The sequence below is a fragment of the Treponema bryantii NK4A124 genome (assembly GCF_000421345.1).
GTDB lineage: Bacteria > Spirochaetota > Spirochaetia > Treponematales > Treponemataceae > Treponema_D > Treponema_D bryantii_B.
The window spans coordinates 1-19,831 of sequence record NZ_ATWV01000007.1 but is presented as its reverse complement, the minus strand read 5'-3'; the positions used below and the strand labels follow the sequence as shown (position 1 = coordinate 19,831).

At 40.1% G+C, this 19,831-nt stretch carries 20 protein-coding genes; 11 read left to right on the top strand and 9 right to left on the bottom strand.

The window, feature by feature from the left end:
- The first annotated feature begins 2 nt into the window (after positions 1–2).
- The 5 genes from G626_RS0108395 (at position 3) to G626_RS0108375 (ending at position 5,609) form a co-directional block, all read left to right on the top strand.
- Positions 3–1,211 (top strand): hypothetical protein, encoded by a 1,209-nt coding sequence (locus tag G626_RS0108395; RefSeq protein WP_022932344.1) that lies wholly within the window; start codon positions 3–5, stop codon positions 1,209–1,211.
- Between the two features lie 98 nt (positions 1,212–1,309).
- Positions 1,310–2,155 carry a sulfide/dihydroorotate dehydrogenase-like FAD/NAD-binding protein gene (locus tag G626_RS0108390; protein ID WP_022932343.1) on the top strand — a complete coding sequence of 282 codons (846 nt, stop codon included), beginning with the start codon at positions 1,310–1,312 and terminating at the stop codon, positions 2,153–2,155.
- A 10-nt stretch (positions 2,156–2,165) separates the two neighbouring features.
- Positions 2,166–3,641 carry an NADPH-dependent glutamate synthase gene (gene gltA / locus G626_RS0108385; protein ID WP_022932342.1) on the top strand — a complete coding sequence of 492 codons (1,476 nt, stop codon included), beginning with the start codon at positions 2,166–2,168 and terminating at the stop codon, positions 3,639–3,641.
- A gap of 190 nt (positions 3,642–3,831) precedes the next feature.
- Positions 3,832–4,575, top strand: coding sequence for a DUF6577 family protein (locus G626_RS15890; protein ID WP_022932341.1), 744 nt, complete (start codon positions 3,832–3,834; stop codon positions 4,573–4,575).
- Entirely contained in the window at positions 4,572–5,609 is a 1,038-nt protein-coding gene (locus G626_RS0108375) for a nucleotidyl transferase AbiEii/AbiGii toxin family protein (protein ID WP_022932340.1), read from the top strand. The genes G626_RS15890 and G626_RS0108375 overlap by 4 nt, the downstream gene beginning before the upstream one ends.
- A 36-nt stretch (positions 5,610–5,645) precedes the next feature.
- Here G626_RS0108375 and G626_RS0108370 read toward each other — a convergent pair whose 3' ends face one another.
- Positions 5,646–5,987: a helix-turn-helix domain-containing protein gene (locus G626_RS0108370; protein WP_022932339.1), complete on the bottom strand. Its 342-nt coding sequence runs from the start codon at positions 5,985–5,987 to the stop codon at positions 5,646–5,648.
- 139 nt (positions 5,988–6,126) lie between these two features.
- On the opposite strand from G626_RS0108370, the gene G626_RS0108365 reads away from it, so the two are divergent.
- From G626_RS0108365 to G626_RS17425, 4 genes are all read left to right on the top strand, one after another.
- Positions 6,127–6,573, top strand: coding sequence for a hypothetical protein (locus G626_RS0108365; RefSeq protein WP_022932338.1), 447 nt, complete (start codon positions 6,127–6,129; stop codon positions 6,571–6,573).
- Between the two features lie 32 nt (positions 6,574–6,605).
- Positions 6,606–8,069: a hypothetical protein gene (locus G626_RS0108360; RefSeq protein WP_022932337.1), complete on the top strand. Its 1,464-nt coding sequence runs from the start codon at positions 6,606–6,608 to the stop codon at positions 8,067–8,069.
- 281 nt (positions 8,070–8,350) lie between these two features.
- The gene (locus G626_RS0108355) at positions 8,351–9,199 is read left to right on the top strand and encodes a BRO family protein (RefSeq protein ID WP_022932336.1); all 849 of its coding nucleotides are present in this window, start codon (positions 8,351–8,353) and stop codon (positions 9,197–9,199) included.
- Between the two features lie 317 nt (positions 9,200–9,516).
- Positions 9,517–10,374: a GerMN domain-containing protein gene (locus tag G626_RS17425; protein ID WP_022932335.1), complete on the top strand. Its 858-nt coding sequence runs from the start codon at positions 9,517–9,519 to the stop codon at positions 10,372–10,374.
- 138 nt (positions 10,375–10,512) lie between these two features.
- Here the strand turns inward: G626_RS17425 and G626_RS0108345 are convergent, their stop codons facing one another.
- From G626_RS0108345 to G626_RS0108315, 7 genes are all read right to left on the bottom strand, one after another.
- Complete coding sequence (locus G626_RS0108345; protein WP_022932334.1) at positions 10,513–11,565, bottom strand: hypothetical protein; 1,053 nt, start codon at positions 11,563–11,565, stop codon at positions 10,513–10,515.
- Between the two features lie 182 nt (positions 11,566–11,747).
- Positions 11,748–13,559 (bottom strand): proline--tRNA ligase, encoded by a 1,812-nt coding sequence (locus G626_RS0108340; protein ID WP_022932333.1) that lies wholly within the window; start codon positions 13,557–13,559, stop codon positions 11,748–11,750.
- Between the two features lie 126 nt (positions 13,560–13,685).
- Positions 13,686–14,423 carry a hypothetical protein gene (locus G626_RS0108335; RefSeq protein WP_022932332.1) on the bottom strand — a complete coding sequence of 246 codons (738 nt, stop codon included), beginning with the start codon at positions 14,421–14,423 and terminating at the stop codon, positions 13,686–13,688.
- Between the two features lie 129 nt (positions 14,424–14,552).
- Positions 14,553–15,476, bottom strand: a complete 924-nt coding sequence (locus tag G626_RS0108330; RefSeq protein ID WP_022932331.1) for a PSP1 domain-containing protein — start codon at positions 15,474–15,476, stop codon at positions 14,553–14,555.
- A gap of 23 nt (positions 15,477–15,499) precedes the next feature.
- Positions 15,500–16,102: a YaaR family protein gene (locus G626_RS0108325; protein ID WP_022932330.1), complete on the bottom strand. Its 603-nt coding sequence runs from the start codon at positions 16,100–16,102 to the stop codon at positions 15,500–15,502.
- Positions 16,103–16,513 (bottom strand): bactofilin family protein, encoded by a 411-nt coding sequence (locus G626_RS0108320; protein ID WP_022932329.1) that lies wholly within the window; start codon positions 16,511–16,513, stop codon positions 16,103–16,105.
- A 6-nt stretch (positions 16,514–16,519) separates the two neighbouring features.
- Entirely contained in the window at positions 16,520–17,545 is a 1,026-nt protein-coding gene (locus G626_RS0108315; RefSeq protein ID WP_022932328.1) for a M23 family metallopeptidase, read from the bottom strand.
- Positions 17,546–17,691: 146 nt separating this feature from the next.
- Here G626_RS0108315 and G626_RS0108310 point away from each other — a divergent pair, with 146 nt between their 5' ends.
- Positions 17,692–18,471: a TatD family hydrolase gene (locus tag G626_RS0108310; protein ID WP_022932327.1), complete on the top strand. Its 780-nt coding sequence runs from the start codon at positions 17,692–17,694 to the stop codon at positions 18,469–18,471.
- Positions 18,472–18,474: 3 nt separating this feature from the next.
- Positions 18,475–19,494 carry a tRNA dihydrouridine synthase DusB gene (dusB, locus tag G626_RS0108305; RefSeq protein WP_022932326.1) on the top strand — a complete coding sequence of 340 codons (1,020 nt, stop codon included), beginning with the start codon at positions 18,475–18,477 and terminating at the stop codon, positions 19,492–19,494.
- Between the two features lie 47 nt (positions 19,495–19,541).
- Here dusB and G626_RS18200 read toward each other — a convergent pair.
- A partial coding sequence (locus G626_RS18200; protein WP_196800471.1) for an IS30 family transposase occupies positions 19,542–19,831 on the bottom strand: 290 nt, incomplete at its 5' end.

Sequence of the window (19,831 nt, the reverse complement as noted above, 5' to 3'; positions counted from 1 at the left end):
ATATGAAAAAATTACTTGCTTGTATATTTGCAGTTTCAGTTATCACTACAGCTGCCTTTTCAAAGAACTTCTTCTCTCAGCGTTTTTTTGAAGTAAAAGTTGGAGCTGAGGCTGATTTTTCAAATAACCTTTTTGGCCTCAACGATTTTCTGAAGAAGGATCTTGTTGTCGATCTTAGAAAAATTGCTAATGAATGTCCTGACAGTGGATTTAATATCCGTGCAGATGCTCAGCCATCTATAGCTTTTAATATCAATATCAGAGATATTCATGTAGGATTTTCTACAGGTTCAGAAGTATATTCTAGCATGACTGTTGGAGACGATCTTTTTGATTTCCTTGGTTATGGTAATACCATTGGCGAACCTATGGATTTTTCTTTCAAAACAGATGCTGATATATTTGCTTTTTCAAAGGTTGATGTAGGCTTCAGACTTGGAAAGTTTAAGATTAATGTTCAGCCGGCTGTATTCCTGCCACTCCTTTCAATTCGTGACAGTGGAGGAACTATAAATGTCGTTAATGATTCAGACGGAAACCTCTTTGTAAATATGAATACAAACATGACTGTTTATTCTATTTCTGACTTAGAGTCAAGAGATGGAGAGATTTCGCTTGATTCTACACAGCTGTCTACAGCACTGGCAAGAGGCTATGGATTTGATATTGGTGGTGGAGTTTCATATCAGTTGACTGGTACCCTTGCTCTTGAGGCAACCTGCCGCATTCCTCTTATTCCTGGACATCTGTATCACAGAGCTGATATTCAGCAGGGATCAGGATACGCTATGAAGTTTACAGATTTTGGCAGCTCTGAAAGCAACAAATCAGACACTGTTGTTACAAATGAAGAGTCTGATCTTGCTGTAACTCGTCCGCTCAAGTTGAACATTTATGCAGACAAGAATCTTCTTGGTTCATTGTTTACAGCCCGTGCAGGTGCCGGTTTTGGAGTACGCAGACCATTCAGCGACAGTGCATCATTCTATCCTGAATACTACCTTGGAATTAATCTTAATCTCATTAATATCTTAAAGGTTGGAGTTTCAACAGAGTATACAGATCAGATCTTTATTCATCAGTTTGGTACTACTTTGAATGTTCGTGTATTCCAGCTTGATCTTGGTATTTCGACACAGTCTTCAAACTTCATAAAGAGTCTGTCTGTCGCCGGAATTGGTGTTTATACTTATGTAACTTTTGGATTCTAAAAAAAATCCTTTTCATAAAAAAACGCGATGGTGCATGTTGCCCATCGCGTTTTTTTATTGTAAAATAATTTACTATTTGTTTTTTAAGAGGACTGAAGATGTTTAAAATTATTGAAAAAAAACAGCTTTCTGCCGGTGTATTTTATATGAAGGTTACTGCTCCTGAAATTGCACGCAACCGCAAGGCAGGACAGTTTGTTATCGTTCAGGTTGATCTGGACTTTGGTGAGCGCATTCCGCTTACAATCGCTGATGCAAATGCCGAAGAGGGCTGGATTGCTCTCGTTTTCCAGGCTGTTGGTGCATCTACTTTGAAACTTTCTTTGAAAGAGGCTGGTGAAGAACTTCCTGCTGTGCTCGGTCCTCTTGGAAATCCATCTAAAATCGAAAAATATGACCGCCCTGTACTTGTAGTAGGTGGTGGTTTTGGTGTTGCTCCATGTTACCCTATCGTTCAGGCTCACAAGGCTATCGGTAACAAGGTAATCATGGTTATCTGTGCCCGCAATAAAGATCTTTTGATTTATGTTGATGAAATGAAGGCCCTTGCAGACGAAGTAATCATTATGACTGATGATGGTTCTGCAGGTCGCCAAGGTGTTTCTACAGTACCTGTAAAGGAAATGTGTGAAAGCCAGTGTCCACCTGCTGAAGTTATCGCAATCGGACCTCCAATCATGATGAAGTTCTGCGCTGCTACAACTAAGGAGTACGGCGTTAAGACTACAGTTTCTTTGAACACAATTATGATTGACGGAACCGGAATGTGCGGTGGCTGTCGTGTATCTGTTGGCGGAGAAACAAAGTTCGTTTGTGTAGACGGTCCTGAGTTCGATGCTCACATTGTAGACTGGGACAACATGATGATGCGTATGAAATCTTTCAAGCCACGCGAGCAGGAAGATTTCCACAAGTGCAAGATTGGTCTTGGTATCGAAAAGTAGGAGCAAGAAAATGGCAATTAATGTAACAGAAGAACTTAATAAAATTAATGATTTGATTAAGGCTAACGGCAAGCTCACTGCTAAAGACCGCAATGCCATTCCTCAGATGGAAATGCCTACTCTTGAACCAAAGACTCGTGCCCGCCAGATGGCAGAAGTTGCCCTTGGTTTTTCAAAGGAACAGGCTATTGTAGAAGCTAACCGCTGTCTTCAGTGTGCAAAACCTTTCTGTATGGAAGGCTGCCCTGTAAATATTGATATTCCGGGCTTTATCCGTGAAATCGCTAACGAAAACTTTAAGGCCGCTGTTGATACAATCAAAAAGACTAGCCTTCTGCCTGCAATCTGTGGACGTGTTTGTCCTCAGGAAAAACAGTGCCAGGGTAAGTGTACAGTTGGTAAGGTTTGGAAGAACCCGGAAAAGGCTGTTTCTATCGGCCGTCTGGAACGCTTTGTTGCAGACTGGGAGCGCGAAAACAATCAGGTTACAATGCCTGAGGTTGCTCCAGCTACAGGAAAGAAGGTTGCAGTTATCGGTTCTGGTCCTGCTGGTCTTACAGTTGCTGCAGACTGTGCACGTGCCGGTCACGAAGTTACTGTATTTGAAGCCTTCCACAAGTGTGGTGGTGTAATGATGTACGGTATTCCTGAATTCCGTCTTCCAAAGAAAATCGTTCAGGATGAAATTGAAAATCTTAAGAAAATCGGCGTAAAGTTTGAAACAAACTTCCTTGTTGGCCGTACAGATACTCTGGATCAGCTTCTTTCAGAAAAGGGCTTTGATGCCGCTTTCGTTGGAACTGGTGCAGGTCTTCCAAAGTTCTTAAACATTCCTGGAGAAAACCTTATTGGTGTATTCTCTGCTAACGAATATCTTACTCGTGCAAACCTTATGAAGGGTTACGATAAAGATCACGCCGCAACTCCAATCTACGAAGCAAAGCACGTAGTAGTTTGTGGTGCCGGAAACGTTGCAATGGATGCTGCCCGCATGGCCTTCCGCCTTGGAGCAGAAACTGTTGATGTAGTTTACCGCCGTACAAGAAACGAAATGCCTGCCCGTCTGGAAGAGATTGGCCACGCAGAAGAAGAAGGCGTAAACTTCCGCTTCCTCGAAAACCCTGTAGAAGTACTCGGTAACGAAGAAGGTAAGGTTGTAGGTGTTCGCTGTCTCAGCTACGAACTTGGTGAACCAGACGAATCTGGCCGCCGCTCTCCAGTGCCAATTCCAGGCTCAGAGCACGACGTTCCTTGTGACGCAATGATTGTTGCCCTCGGAAACGGTTCAAACCCACTCCTCGTAAGCACAACACCAGGCCTCGACGCCGACAAGCGCGGTCACATCCTGGTAGACGAAAAGCAGGCTACTCACCACGCCAAAGTATGGGCCGGCGGCGACATCGTCCTCGGTGCCGCTACAGTAATCCTCGCCATGGGTGAAGGACGTAAGGCTGCTGCGGGCATAAACGAATATCTCGCTAAATAAAAGAAAGCCCTGGTGGTTGAGTACTCGCGAAGCGAGTGTATCGAAACCACCGCCACTCTATGTGTCATTCCCCGGCTTGACCGGGGAATATTTTTTAACATAAAAGCAGAAATTCATTTGATTTTTTAGTGTTATATGTTATTATTACCATATCGGCAAAAATATAATAATTTGCCGATATGGTAAAGTTATGAATGATACTTCAATAATCTCTGAACTTAATAAACAGACTTTTTCTCGTAATGACATTTTTAAGGTTGCAGTGTCTTTAGAACAGCAGTTTTCACAAACCGACATACGCAACTTATTAGAAAAACTGCTTGCTTCAGATTTAATTGTTCGGGTTGGAAGAAATCAATATCAAAAAAAATCTGAAATCGGATTTTCAGAATATCAACCTCATTATTCAAAAAAAGCAAAGGAAATAAAAGATATCATATCAGAACAATTTCCATTAATAGACTTTCGTGTATGGGAATTAACGCTATTAAATGAATTTGTTAATCACCAGATTGCACATAATAAAATCTTTGTAGAAGTTGAAAATGATGGAACAGATTTTATTTATCAAACCATATCAGAAAAATATCAAAATGAAGTTTTGTTAAAACCAACATCAGATGAAGTTTACAGATATGGAAAAGATGACGGAATAATAATTCAAAGGCTTGTAAGTGAATCTCCAAGAGGAAGGAATGACAAATATGAAATCACTCTTGAAAAACTAATTGTAGATATGTTTGCAAGTAAACTTATGTCTTCATTTCTCACAAGGGGAGATTATCCAGCTGCTATAGAAGATATGTTTTCAAAATATTATATAGATCAGGTAAAGCTCTTCCGGTATGCAAAGCGACGCAACAAGGCAGATGAAATAAGAGACTTTTTAAAGCAAAAAACAAGTGTAAAAATTCATTCGGAGGAAATGCAGTGATAAAAAAAGAAACGTTTACCTTAGAACATATAAATGAGCTGCGCAGCCGCAAGAGTATTAACCTTTTACTTTTAGAACGAAGCATTTATGCCTTAGGATTACTTGAGGCGTTGGCAAGAGTTGGAATGCCGTTTATTTTTAAAGGCGGAAGTTGTTTAATGTTGCTTCTGGAAAGTCCTCGCAGGCTTTCTACAGATATTGATATTATTGTAAAACCTGGCACCGATGTAAAATCATTTATAGAAGAAGCTTCAAAAATCTTTCCTTTTGTTGATGTAAAAGAACAAATTCGGATAGGAAAGAACAACATAGAAAAACGGCATTATAAATTTATTTATGATTCGCCAGTTAATAATGAAGATTTCTACATACTTCTGGATATAGTTTTTGATGAATGTCATTATAGTAAACTTATAAGTAAACCAATAAAGAATGAGTTTCTGTTAACAGAAGATCCTTGTCTGGAAGTTTCTGTTCCAACACCGGACTGTATTCTTGGAGACAAATTAACAGCCTTTGCTCCGCATACAACCGGAATACATTTTGGGGAAGATAAAGAACTTGAAATAATCAAACAGCTTTATGATGTAGCCTGCTTATTCGAGGCTTCTTCTAATTATGAAGACATTTATGAATCTTACATGGCAACGGTAAATGCAGAGCTGGCTTTCCGAGGAATAGAAAATACATCAGAAGATGTTTTGCTGGATACTATTGATGCAGCCTGTTGTGTCATTGGAAAAGGCAAAATAGGAACAGAATATCCGCAGCTATTCAAGGGAATCAAAAGCATTGTTAATCATATTTATAGTGAAAAATACACAGGAGAAACAGCGGCTTTTAATGCATGCAGAATTATGTATGTGGCTTCATGCATTTTGAAAAATAAGCCGTTAAGAAAGATATCAGATTTCAATTTGTATATAAAAGAAGATATAAGCAAAACAAGATTCAGCAAACTAAGTTTTATGAGAAAAATAAATCTGGAATCATTTGCGTATATTGTCGAAGCTGCGAAGGTTTTGGATAGTTAGTTTTTATTGACAATTCAGTAGTTTCAATTTTGGAAATTACTTAGCCTTTTCCATAGTCTCTGCAAACGAAACTAGAAGGTCTTTGTCGTGATTTGATAGTTTCGAAAAATGCTTAAGTAAGTTTCTTGTTTTTTCATTATAAATATCAGCTTCATTATTTTGAAGAGTTCGAGAATCCTTTTCTCCTGTTACAAGATATTCTACAGTGACTCCAAGAACTTTTGCGATGCGTACAGCTACTTCTGCTGAAGGCATACAAGCTTCAGAACCGACATAACTGTCTATTGTTCTTTTACTTATTCCAGCCATAGAAGCAACTTCCTTATCAAGAAAACCGCAATAATCAATTTGTTCACGCAAGCGTTCTCTAAAAGTCATGAATCTATAATAACATTATTCTGTGGTTAAAAAATTTGCTAATACTATAATATAGTGATATAATAATAAATTAGTACTAATATTATGTGATTACTAATTGCAAAATAATCACATTATTTTAGGGAGGAGGAATATAGATATGAGTTCAATTATTGCATTGGTAGCCAATAAAGATGAAGGAAAATCTACAACTTTAAATATACTTATCAATTTGCTTACAGAAGTTGCGGATTATGCTGAAATTTATCGTGAATCAGATGTGGATACCTGTGCATGGTTTAAGATTAATGAGAAGTATATTTATGTAGGCACAGAAGGGGATGAGTCTAAAACTGTAAAAAACAATATTAAATTAATAGACGAATACAATTGTTTTATCGGTGTTGTTTCTTCAAGAAAGAGAGGAGAGACAACAGAAGTCGTAAGAAATTTAGAGAATGCGAAAATTTTACTAAAGGATGATTTTGAAAACAAATTACCAAAAAAAATGAGTAACAATGCAAAAAATAGAATAATTGCTGCAAAACTCTTTCATGCAATCTTCGAGGCTACAGTAAAACAGTTAGAAAATGAACAGATATTGTAATAATACTTTTTTATTCATAAGGAGGACACAATATGAAAAAGATTGTATTAATTATTTTTAGTGTTATTTTTGTATTTACAAGTTGTGATTCGCCCACATCTGAGACACCCAAAGTAGAATCGCAATCCCCAGAGACATCAGCTCCAGACACCTCAAATACTCCAACTCAGGCAACAAGTAATCAGCCAGTAAATAATGCACCGAATGAACAATTACCTGCTACACCAGATGAAAGTGGTAGTAATTCGAACTCACCAGAAAATACAACTGGTGGTGAAACTACAGGTAATCAACAAACAGGCACAGAGAATAATTCTGGGAATAATACAAATCAAAACGGAGAAAATAATACTGGAAATACAGAACAAGGAGAGACTACAACTGGTGGTGAAACTACAGGTAATCAACAAACAAGCACAGAGAATAATTCTGGGAATAATACAAATCAAAATGGAGAAAATAATACTGGAAATACAGGACAGACAGAAACACCAACTGAACCAACTTATGAAAGACCAATACTTGCTTTCACAGATTCAATAACTAGTTGTGATTTGGATTATCGTTTTGGTTTAAGTATTTCAAACTACGCAAATGAATTGCAGTATATCAATTATTACTTTACAGTAGACGGTTCAGAACCTAGTGTAATAAATAATGGGTGTAATGTAGGAAATTGCACTACCTATAGAGGTCAGAGAGGTAACAATTGCAACTATTTTGCAAATTATGTACCCTATAATGCTGATTCTGTAACTATTAAAGCAGTTGCTTACTATCATAATCAGCATGTTACTGTAGCAAGTGAAGTAGTTGAAAAAACTTTTACCATTAAGAATTATACTATTACTTATATTTCTGATTTACCATATAGTAATCTTCCTTCAAATAGAACAATGAAGAAAGGTCAGTATACATTAGGAAATATTGGTAGATATTATCCAGATGTTCGTGGTTATTGGTTTAGTCATTTTGAAGTGAATGGTGTAAGATATGAATTAGATAGTTCTTTCATTATTACTGAAAATGTTACTATTAAATATTGCTGGACAGAATGGACTTATCCTTGGTATGATGAATCAGATGTTCCTAGTGGATACACAAAAATCGTTTGTGAGCCTTATGAATACGATGATATAAATTATAGTAATTATCTTGCATATAGAGTAACTTATAATAACTATATTTATACATTTATGATTGAAAAATCAAGTATTCAGAAGAAACGAGCAAATGGTGTTGATTATACTTATGCTTCAGGAACTTTGAAGAAGAACGCTGTAGGAAATAATGGTACATTAGGTAGACAGTTGGGAAGTTATGGATTCTCATATGGTATGGAACCTAGAGAACCAACAAAAGCAAAAATTAGTGGAACTAGTTCAAGTCAGAGAGTTTTCACAACAATTTATACTAATCTGAATGAAAACGACCACAATTCTGTACCAACTGAAATCTATGTAAATCTTTCAGATTTGAGAAATATTAATTTCTAAATAATTATGACAATTAAAAATCCTGGCAAGAGTTTGCCAGGATTTTTTAATCTGTACAATAATTGTCTTTCCGTTTAGTTTTCAGTATATTAAAACTGTAAAGCATTCCGTGCAGAAGACCGCTTCCAACGAACAAATTGCATTTATTAGTATGCACGTGATTATTAGATTGCCGTGGCGAGCACGGCAATGACAGTTTATTATCTTCGTTTTTTCTTTACCATAATTCAGGCCGGGGGTTGGACAGGCGCTGAAAAACTATTTACTCATGAGGAAAAGGTATGGAAAAATCTCAAAACAATCTCAAATTATTTGAAAACAAGAAGATTCGCTATGTCTGGAATGCCGAGGAAGAGGAATGGTATTTTTCAGTTGTGGATATTGTCGAAGTTCTGACGGAAAGTCAGAATCCAAGACGTTATTGGAGCGATTTAAAAATCAAACTAACGAAAGAAGGTAGCGAACTGTACGATAAAATCGTACAGTTGAAGTTGATTGCCCCTGATGGAAAATTAAGGGAAACAGACGTCCTTTCAACTAAAAATGTTCTTCGTTTAATTCAATCAATTCCATCTCCTAAAGCAGAACCATTCAAGATGTGGCTTGCTGAAGTTGGTAATGAAGTTTTGAATGAGTCAGTGGATCCGGAGCTCTCAATAGACAGGGCAATTCAGAATTACAGAAAACTTGGCTATAGTGAAGGCTGGATTAATCAGAGAATAAAGGCTATAGAAGTTCGAAAGGCTCTTACTGATGAATGGGATAAGTCTGGTGTAAGGAAGGGAAAAGAATATGCCCTCCTAACAGATTTAATGTATAAGATCTGGGCGGGAATGTCTTCAAAAGATTACAAGGAATTCAAAGGCCTCAAGAAAGAAAACTTACGCGATAATATGACAAATATAGAACTCATTCTGAATATGCTTGCAGAGGCTTCTGCTACGGAGATTTCTCAGAATGAAAATCCATCAAGTTTGACAGAGAGTGCACAAATAGCGGTGTCTGGTGCAGAGGTAGCTCTTGATGCACGGAAATCTCTCGAAAAACGTGGTGGTAAAACTATTTCTTCCCAAAATGCAAAGGAAATCGGAACTAAAGAATCTTTTATAGAAGATGAGAAAGAGTTCTAATTATCAGGAGTCGCAAAAATTTAAGCCCCCGAAAGATTCGAAGGCTTGAGTGACGCGGCTGAAAAAAAACAGCGAACAGGGCGTCTAAGACACCTCTCGGCGATTTTTGTTTTAATATAACAGATGATGAGATTTCTTTCCATTTCTATCCGTGTGCAATTCGACACGGTTAAAAATGAAGCAGGCGTGACGTTTTTTTCATAAAGCAGATTTTAAACGTAGCGAATTCGATACGTTTAAACGGATACTGGTGGTTTCGATACACTTCGCTATGCGAAGTACTCAACCACCGGACTTTTTCTTCCGATAATCAAAATATGGCACAGAAGAAAAAATCATCTAAGAAAAAAAATTCAACTTTGTTTGCAGCTGCTTGTGTTTTGCTGGGCTTGCTGATTATTTTGATTGTATTTCTTGTAAAAAAAGACCAGATTTTCACTAACCTTAAAGAAACTGCTTTCTTTGATAAGGTTTTTGGGTCTACTCCAACTGCTATTGAACAGCATGAGCCAGCTGCGCCTAAGAAAACAGAAACTATTCCTCTGAAAAATGACGAGGTTACTATAAAGATTGAGACGGAAGATGCTGCTCCTTCAAAACCTGCCGAAGAAGTGGTTTCGATATGTCCTTCGGACTACTCAACCACCGGTGATAATAGCAGTTCTGAGTCTGCAAATGCAAGCACCGTTGCTAAAGAAAAAAAAGAAGAGCCAAAGAAAGTTGAGTCAGAGAAAAAGCCCGCCGCTACAGCTACCACTGAGCTTCAGCTTTGCTTTGTAAATATTGATGGTGATGGTTCTGTTGTACGTCAGCTTGTAAAACGTAAGGTTTCTAAGAGTGATTCACCGCTTACAACTTCTATCAATTTGCTTTTGAAAGGGCCGGATACAACCATCTCTGCTGAGCGTAATCTGATGAGCCTGATTCCTGCCGGAACTAAACTGCTCAGTGCCAAGGTGCAGGGTGGTGTTGCCTATCTGAACTTTAACGAAGCCTTTGAAATCAATACTTATGGTGTAGAAGGCTACATCCATCAGCTGGAGCAGATAGTATATACTGCTACAGCCTTCTCAACTGTAAGCAGTGTACAATTCTTAATTGAGGGTGAAAAACGAGATTATCTGGGAAGTGAAGGTGTATTAATCGCGAGCCCTCTTTCGAGAAGCTCGTTCTAGAGATGCTGAAACAAGTTCAGCATGACAGAAGTTTACGTCACCCCGAACTTAGGGAGCGACGGCTGAAAGCCGATAAAATGCTCCAGTGGAGCATTTTAAGCGAGTCTCCGAGCGGCTGTGCCGCGAAGGGGCAGGGGTCTATTTGTATGACTTTACAATCTTATCAAAATAAGACGGATTTTTCAGATACGCTGTCTGATATGTCGAAATCGAAAAATAATCAAAGCCTCCGTCATTATTTCTTGTAAGAATCTTAGTAAGATAAACCGAAGCCTTGCTTTCCAGGAAGAAAGATGTACTTACAAGCTTGTAAGAGTCTTTTGCCTGTGTATAGATGATTTCGCAGTTCTGGAAGTCTGTGTATGAGCCTTCTGTGCTTTCAAGTAATTTACGCTGAACATACAAATCGTTCAAAAGCTGATTTTCTGCGACCTTTGGGAGTACTGACATTGTAATAAGCGAGTCGTTTCCCAGAGTCCAGAAGTTTTCCATTTTCTGTTCCCAGCCTTCGTCTAAAGTAACCTGGCGGTTTTCGAACTTGCAGATTTTTGCTTTTGCAGCCTTGCGGGTCTCTTTTGTAACTGCAGGTTTAGGTGCTGTAACTCCAGTAAAGGCCTCGAAACTTTTGTCCTCGCTGGATTTGATTGTACCGATAGTCACACAGTCAAAAACCTTTGTTCCTTTTTCATCTGTAATACTTTTGATGTTAAAAAGTGGGATGCGGGCATCAAAAGTGAGTGTCACTCTACCACCAAACTGAGCAAAATCCTGGTCCAGAATCAGACTGTCTGTTTCAACTGCCACAGCTGAAATGCGGCGGGCAGAGAATTCGTAAAGCAGGTCGTGAAGGTAGTTTACAATATCAGTGTCATCAGTATCCGGAAGAATGGTAGAGATGATTTTTTCGCCGGTCATTGTCCAGACATCTGCCTTCGGGTCTACAGTAACTAAAATTGCAATTTCTTTGGCTGGAAGTTTTGCTTCATCATCCTGCGGCGCAAAATAGCGGATTTGTATTGTAGCATCATCATAACCAAGTATTCCGATGTAGCTTTCGCGGGTAAAAGAAGAATCGCGGTAGTAAACATATTCACCGGCGCTGTCCGGAATAAAGGATGTAAAGCCGGGGAGGGCAACAGCGGCAGCGCTTATGATAATTGATGTTATGATGGATAGGATTAGTTTTTTCATGGGTGATCCTGAATACGGTGATTTCGATACGATGCTACGCATCACTCAATCACCGGTGTATTTGCAATGTTACGGTGGTTTCGATACGACGCTATGCGTCACTCAACCACCGGAAAGTCTCAGATGTCTCGGTGGTTGAGTGCTTCGCGAAGCGAAGTGTATCGAAACCACCGTTACACAATCTAAGCATTCAATTTTTTCAATTCTTCACGCACAATATCAGCTGCTTTCTTAGCAACTTCGTCAGCAGGGACAAGAGTAGCCTCAGCATCCTGACGCAGCTTCATTTCTACGTTTGGAAGATTCTTGTCGCCAACTACGATGCGGATAGGATAGCCGATAAGCTCTGAGTCTGTGAACTTAACGCCTGGGCGTTCGTTGCGGTCGTCGAGAATTACTTCGATTCCGTCTGCCTTCAAGTCCTCATAAATCTTATCTGCAACTTCCTTCATCTTGTCCTTATACTGGATTGGAATAACTGCTACCTGATATGGAGCTACAGTCATAGGCCAGATGATTCCCTTGTCGTCGTGGTGACCTTCAATGATGCTTGCGAGAGTTCGGTCTACACCAATTCCATAACAACCCATAAGAGGTGTTACAGGCTTTCCGCTTTCGCCAAGGTAAGTTACGTTCATTGATTTTGTATATTTTGTTCCAAGCTTAAAGATATGTCCAAGCTCGTTACCCTTCTTCATGTAGAACTTTCCGCCACATTCAGGACAGAGGTCGCCTTCTTTACAGGTGCGAACATCAACTGTCATAAATGGAGTGTAGTCGCGGCCCGGTTCAACGTGCTTAATGTGGAAGCCGTTCTTGCCGGCACCTGCGATACAGTCGTGCATATCAATTGTTGATTTATCTGCAATTATAGGAATCTTAATTCCAACAGGGCCAACAAAGCCGTGTGGAGCACCGCTGTACTTCAATACATCTTCATCACTAGCTAACTCAGCACCCGAAGCCTTCAATTCAGCTGCAAGCTTTGTTTCGTTTACATCCAGGTCTCCGCGAATAAGTACGCAGAAGAAAGTCTCAGGAATATAAGTCTGTCCACCCTCTGTAACAGTCTGGGCATTCTTATAGAACTCTGTTCCTGACAAATCAACAGCACAGTTATAAACCTTGTAAATGAGAGCTTTAAGGAAGGTAGTTGATTTTTCGCCAAAGAACTTTTCCATGTCTTCAATTGAGAATACATTTGGAGTTGCAACTTCTTCAATTGCAAGGTCTGTCTTTTTCTGTGGCTGTCCATTGCTGTCGAGAGGCACTTCACTTTTACAAGCTGCCTTTTCAACGTTTGCGGCATAATCACAGTTTGGACAAAGGAGAAGTGTATCATCACCAACTTCTGATTCAACCATAAACTCTTCTGAACCAGAACCACCCATAGAACCTGTGTCGGCCTTTACAGAAATTGTAGTAAGACCCATGCGCTTAAAGATGCGGCGGTAAGCTGCTGCTACGTTGTCGTAAGAAGCGTCGAGGTCTGCCTGGTCCTTATCAAAAGAATAAGCGTCCATCATGGTGAACTCGCGGCCACGCATTACACCATAACGTGGGCGGATTTCATCGCGGTATTTTGTATTAATCTGATAGAGGGTGAAAGGAAGCTGCTTGTAAGAAGAAAGTCCTTCGCGAACGATGGCTGTAAAAGCTTCCTCTGCAGTTGGAGAAACTACCATGTCCTGACCCTGGCGGTTCTGTGCAGTAAGCATTTCGCCTGCCATTTTGTCCCAGCGTCCAGATTCCTTCCAGAGGTCACCGGGAACGATTACTGTAGGTTTGATTTCAAGAAGGCCTGCGTTGTCGAGTTCTTCGCGGATAATTTTTTCAACTTTCATCAAAGAACGGAATCCGAATGGCATGTAAGCATAAAGTCCGTTTCCAAGTTTGCGGATAAGACCGCTGCGCATCATAAGCTGATGGCTTGCAATAACTGCGTCGTTTGGAGCTTCACGCAGTGTAGAGATAATTGTTTTTGTAGCTTTCATAACGTACTATTTTAGTGTAAATGAGGATAACGGGCAATAGTTCGCCGTCACCCCGACCCTGAACTTGTTTCAGGGTTCGGGGTCTCATTGATAGATGCTGAAACAAGTTCAGCATGACGTGAGTTTTTATTTTTTTAGCACGCAGATGATTTTGTCTGAATCTGGAGAGTATGGAGTGCGGTTATAGTCGCTGAAGAATTCGCAAGATGAATATTTTACTTCCTTAGCGTAAGAGCGGATTGTTTCCATACTGATTGGGCAGATAAGTTCATCCTTTACTTCATCAATAACTTTTCCGCTGGCTGTAACAACATGCTGGAAAAGCTTGTACTGAACAGAATCAGAATTCTTGATTACTGAAGAATAGAGGGTTGCACGTTCAGCCTTTTTAGGAGGAAGATCGATTTTTGTTTCAGAGAAATCATATTTAGAGAAGTTTAAGATATCGAGTACGAGGTAGCCGCCGTCAGAAAGAAGCATTTTAGAATCAAAAAGGAACTTTTTGATTAAGGTGCGGTCTTTCATAAAGATAATGCGGTAACAGAGACAAACGATAACATTAAAAAAGTTTTTACCAAGATAGCGGGCAATATCTGCCGGATTCAAATTGAATACATGGGCTGGGTTTTCCTTATTTGCCTGACGTGTATTTGCAATCTGAACAAACTCTGCAAAAGAGTCTGTAAGAGTTACATCGTGTTTTTCCTGCAGCTTTTCCGAAAGTAATGCAGGCCCGCACTCTACGCTTAAAAATTTAGCCGGAGCCGTAAACTCATCTCCCATAGCCGAGAAAAATTCATACTGATTCGGTTCAATAGGGAAAAAATCTTCGTAATAGTCTGTCCACTTCTTAATGTAAATCATAGTACTATCTATTATAAATCATAACAGAAGAAATTCAAGTTTTTAGTTATTTAATATGGATTGCTTCGCTACGCTCGCAATGACAGAGTTGTTCGTCATTGCGAGGAGCTCGTAGGGCGACGTGGCAATCTAATTAATCTTCCAGCGGTTGCCGTCGCGGTAGAAGCGTTTTGCGTTTACCTCGAGGAGGCGGCCATCGTCACCAAGCATTTTTACCATTGAGGTAAGCGGATTTACTTCTGTAATGCGGAAATCAGTTCCATCATAAGAAAGTCTAACGCCCTCATTAGGAAGACTCTTGCGGGCTTCGTTGTACCAGTCGTATTCGTAAGAAAGACAGCAAAGCAGGCGGCCGCACTGACCGGAAATCTTCATAGAATTCAAAGAAAGGTTCTGGTCTTTTGCCATTTTGATGGAAACCGGACGCAGCTTATCAGATACTCCATGACAGCAGAATGGACGGCCGCAAACTCCGAGTCCTCCGGTAATGCGGGATTCATCACGAACACCAATCTGGCGGAGTTCAATTCTCATCTTGAAAACAGAAACCAGATCCTTTACCAGCTCGCGGAAGTCTACACGGCTGTCAGAACTGAAGAAGAAGAGAGCCTTCTGTTCATCAAAAAGAAAGTGAGTTTCAACAAGCTTCATATCGAGCTTGTGATATGCAACCTTCTCCTTGAAAATCGGGAAGGCGTCTTTCTCTTTTTGTATCAGTTCATCGCGTCTTTTAAGATCTGCTTCACTTGCTTTACGGTCAATAGTTACAATATCAGATTGTTTTATTCCTATAGGTTTTTTTGCAACTCCGAGAACACGGGCCATGTCTTTGCCATAACGGGTTGGAACAATCACAAAGTCACCGGCGGCAATCTGCATTTTGCTGTCTGGAGTTTTGGCATAAAGAGTTTCGCAGGAATAGTCGAGTTTAAGATGATAAAGCGGATAATCAAAAACAAGGTTCTCTGATGCCGCTACATCAATGTCATTATCTTCAAGAGACGAAAGGTTTTCGTTCTCATCATCTATATCAGTTTCAAAAATATCACTCATAATAATTCAGTATACCTCACGAATTAAGAAGACATCAAGTCTACGATGAGACCTTTTATTTCATTTACCTGTGCAAGAATCTGCAGATTATTCATTTGATTGGAAAGAGTTTCGCGAGCCAGTTCATCAAGCTTTTTATTGATTACATCAATTTTGAAACGGGTCTCGGTAGTTTTAGGGCGAACATTATAATCAGAAAAATAAAATAATCTGGATGGAGGCAGCTGGCCTTTTTTAGGGCGGAGCTGCTGCTTGTGATTTTTAACCTCGAAATTATTATTTACTATAAAGGTTATAAATTGTCGTACCGAGGTTTTGAATTGATCCAGATTTTCCTGAGTCTGTTCTTCCGAAAAATCATTCCCTGCCATAGAAACTGCATCTGCAAGAAAAACTGCCGCTTCGTCGATAGACATTGCAGCAACTTCAGGTGGAAGATTTAAGCCTTCGGTAACAAACTGGGATTCTTCGGCTTCTTCGCCCTGCATCAGTTTAGCAAAGCTAACCTTTTTACCGCCGGCCTTTTTAACTTCTTCTTTTTTTGTGTTACGTTTTATAGCTTCATTAGAGGCATTCTGAACACCAGAGTAATAATAATTTGTGCCCAGAGAATCAATTTCAGCCATTTACAGAATTACCTTTTCTTTAATTGCCTTTGACTGAAGGTATTCGCCGGAAGTCTTTCCGAATTCAGCCTCGTCTTTAATTGAAATACAGTGTCCGTGAATAATTGCAGAACCATCAACCTGAACCTTGCGGGAAATAACATCACCGATTACTGCAGCTTCTGCAAGAATCTTTACGCTTTCGTTTGCCGTAATATTTCCTTTTATGATTCCACCGATAATTACAGATTTAGCAGTAAGGTCTCCGTGGATTCTGGCATTTTCGCCTACGATAACATTTCCGTCAGTTTCAAGGTTGCCGTCGATATCACCATCAATACGGATAAATCCGTTAACCTTCATATTACCGGAAATTGCAGAGCCTTTTCCGATTATTGTGTTTATGGAGATGTCATCTACTCGTAAAGCCATAGAAACCTATTTTGAAAAATTGATGTTTATGTATTTTGCAGGATCTACTACATCAGAACCGATATGAACCTCGTAGTGAAGGTGTGGACCAGTTGAAACACCAGTGTTACCAATTGCTCCGATAATCTGTCCCTGGCTTACAGCCTCACCTTTTTTAACTCTTGCATACTGGAGGTGTGCATAACGTGTATACATACCATGATTATGTTTAATGATTACGTAGTTACCAAAACTGTTGTCAAAACCTACTGTTACAACCTGACCCGATGCTGTAGCGAGAACTGCATCTCCAGAACGCCAGGTAGAGAAGTCCATACCCTTGTGAATGTACCAGCTTCCGTTGAGAGGGTGGATGTTTGGACCAAAGGCCATAGAAATATGATAGTTAGGATTTTTAACCGGACAAATACTTGGGATTTCTGTAAAGAGGTTCTGCTGAGTCTTAAGCATTTTTCCAATCTGTTCGATAGGCTTTACAGCATCTTCAAGATAGCTTGTAAGCTCTTTTACATCTGCAACTTCTTTGAGGGAGCCCTGGGTAACTTCTGTTGTGTTGAACAAAGCAGAAAGATCTCCGTTAGAAGCTGATGTTTCTGAATTATTTGTAACCTGGTCAATTCCAAGTAAAGAAAGGCTCTGTGAAAGAGATGTCTGGAAACGTTTTGCAGCCTGGAAGAGGTTAGCGTTTTCATCACGAAGTTCGTCGAGGCTGGCAAGTGTTGCTCGGTTCTGTTCTACGAGAGAAGAGATTTCCATGTTTGCAGAAATAGAACGTCTGTTATAATAGAAGAATGATGCAAGAATACCGATAGTAACAAGAACTCCAAGCAGAAGTGCAAATACATTTGTCTGGAAGTTGATAACCTTACTCTGAGAGTGAGGTACAATCATGATGGTAAGCTTGCTGTCAAAAACCTTGAAGATACGCACAAAGAAGCCACCGATTTTATGCGTAAAAGCACCGAATCCATGGCTTACATTTGAGGCTACCTGTTTTTCAAACTTCTTTAAAGCTTTCTGAGTTTTTGACATATTCGTAAAATTATACCATATAGCGTTGAATTAAGTCAAACGCTCTTCCTCCTTTCATATTATCGGCATGTTTTTTAAATTTGACGATAAATCATTCTAGTGTTATATTTAATATACATATATCTCATCTTTAGGAAGAATAAGCCATGAAGTTTTTTGATACTCACGCTCACATCGGGCTGATATACGATGATCCTATTGAGCAATTGCGCGTAATTCAACAGGCAAAGCAGGCAGGAGTAGCCCGCATTGTCAGCATTAATAATAGTCTCTACGATTTTAACAAGGTTTATCCTAATTTAAAATCTATTTCTGGAATTTACCATGCTGTAGGGGTTGCTCCATCTGAAGTTACAAACCCAGGCCAGGATTGGATTAACACAATTGAAAAGTCTCTTTCTCTGCCTAATGTTGTCGCAGTAGGCGAGACTGGTCTGGACTATTTTAAACAGTTTGGCGACAAGAGAAGCCAGATTGAACTTTTTATTACTCAGCTTGAAATTGCACAGAAGCATAATCTTCCTGTAATCATTCATAACCGCGACGCAGGCAAGGACCTTTATGATGTTCTTACAGAGCGTATGCCTGATGCAGGTGCGATTCTGCACTGCTATTCTGAGGATGCCGCTTTTGCAAAGAAGTGTCTCGACAAGAATATCTGGTTCAGCTTTGCAGGAAACCTTACTTACCGTAATGCAAGAAACCTCCACGAAACAGTTTTGAACATTCCGGTAGACCGCATTTTGATTGAAACAGAAAGTCCGTTTATGATTCCGGCTGAATTCCGTGAGAAAAAGAGAACAATGCCTGCTTACCTGCCTTCTACAGCCCGCTTCCTTGCAGAAATGCTGGATATGGATCTGGAAGCACTCAGCGAGCAGTTGTGGACAAACAGCTGTAAGGCTTTCAACCTGCCAACAGAGTAGCCGGTGGACGCCAAACTCTATCATCCGGTAAAAATCGGAAATGTCGAATTAAAAGGAAATCTCTTTTTAGCGCCGGTCGCTGGTTACAGTGACGCGGCCTTTCGTTCTGTCTGCATAGAAAACGGAGCCTGCTTTACCTATACCGAAATGGTAAGCGCCGAGGCTCTTGTCCGCAAAAACCTTAAAACAGAAATCCTTATGCGACGAGCCTATAACGAAAAAGCCTATTCTGTTCAGATTTTTGGCGGCGAGCCTGATATCATGACAGATGCGACTCATATAGTACTTGAAAAAACAGGCTGCGAGGTTATAGACATTAACTGCGGCTGTCCTGTGCCTAAAATCATAAAAACCGGTGCTGGTTCGGCCCTTACCCGTGACCCGGATCGCTTGTACAAGATTGCAGAAGCGGTTGTGAAAGCGGCCGGTGGCAGACCGGAAGAAGGCGGAGTTCCTGTAACAGTAAAAATCCGTTCTGGCTGGGAGTCTAAACAGATGACCTGGCGGGAAGCGGCTCAGGCTGCTTTAGATGCCGGGGTTAGCGCGATTACGATTCATCCGCGTACCCGCGCGCAAGGTTACGAAGGTCATTCGGACTGGGGCATTATGAAGGGGCTTGTTGAGCTGGTTCGCGAGTGGGAAAGCCGTGAGCCTGGCCGCCACGTTCCTGTTTTTGGCAGCGGAGACCTCTTTAAGCCAGAGGATGCTAAGGCTATGCTGGAAGAGACCGGGGCCGACGCGGTGATGTTTGCGCGCGGTGCTATGGGCAACCCTTTTATATTCCGTGATGCCACAGATTTGCTGACAAAAGGAAGTTATGAACCTCTTCCACCGGAAGAAAGGGTAAAAACAGGTTTTGCAGAACTCGAACGTCTTGTAGCAGAAACAAGTGAACAGCATGCCTGCCTGGAAATGCGAAAGCGCTTTGCTGCCTATTCAAAAGGAATATCAGGTGGGGCAGCCCTTCGTGCCAGAATAGTTCATGCGGCTACCGTTCAGGATTATAAAGACATCTTTTTGTAACTTGTAAATAATAATGTCGCCAGTTTCTTTAAACTGGTGATATTTTTTTATATTGGAATCTTAAAATTCATACCTATATGTTTTTGAAGTTCCAATTCTGGAGTTGACCCTTTAAGGATTTTTCTCGGATAGTTATTCATCCATTCCTGAACTTCAGCAAAAAGTTTTGGATTCAATTTAGAAAAATCTGTTCCCTTTGGATAAAATCGTCTGAATATCCTGTTGTGATTTTCATTAGTTCCTCGCTCACTTGCACAATAAGGATGCGCAAAATACAAACAAGTTCTTTTTCTTCCATCCTTAGAATTTTCAATTCCTGAGAAATCCATAAATTCTG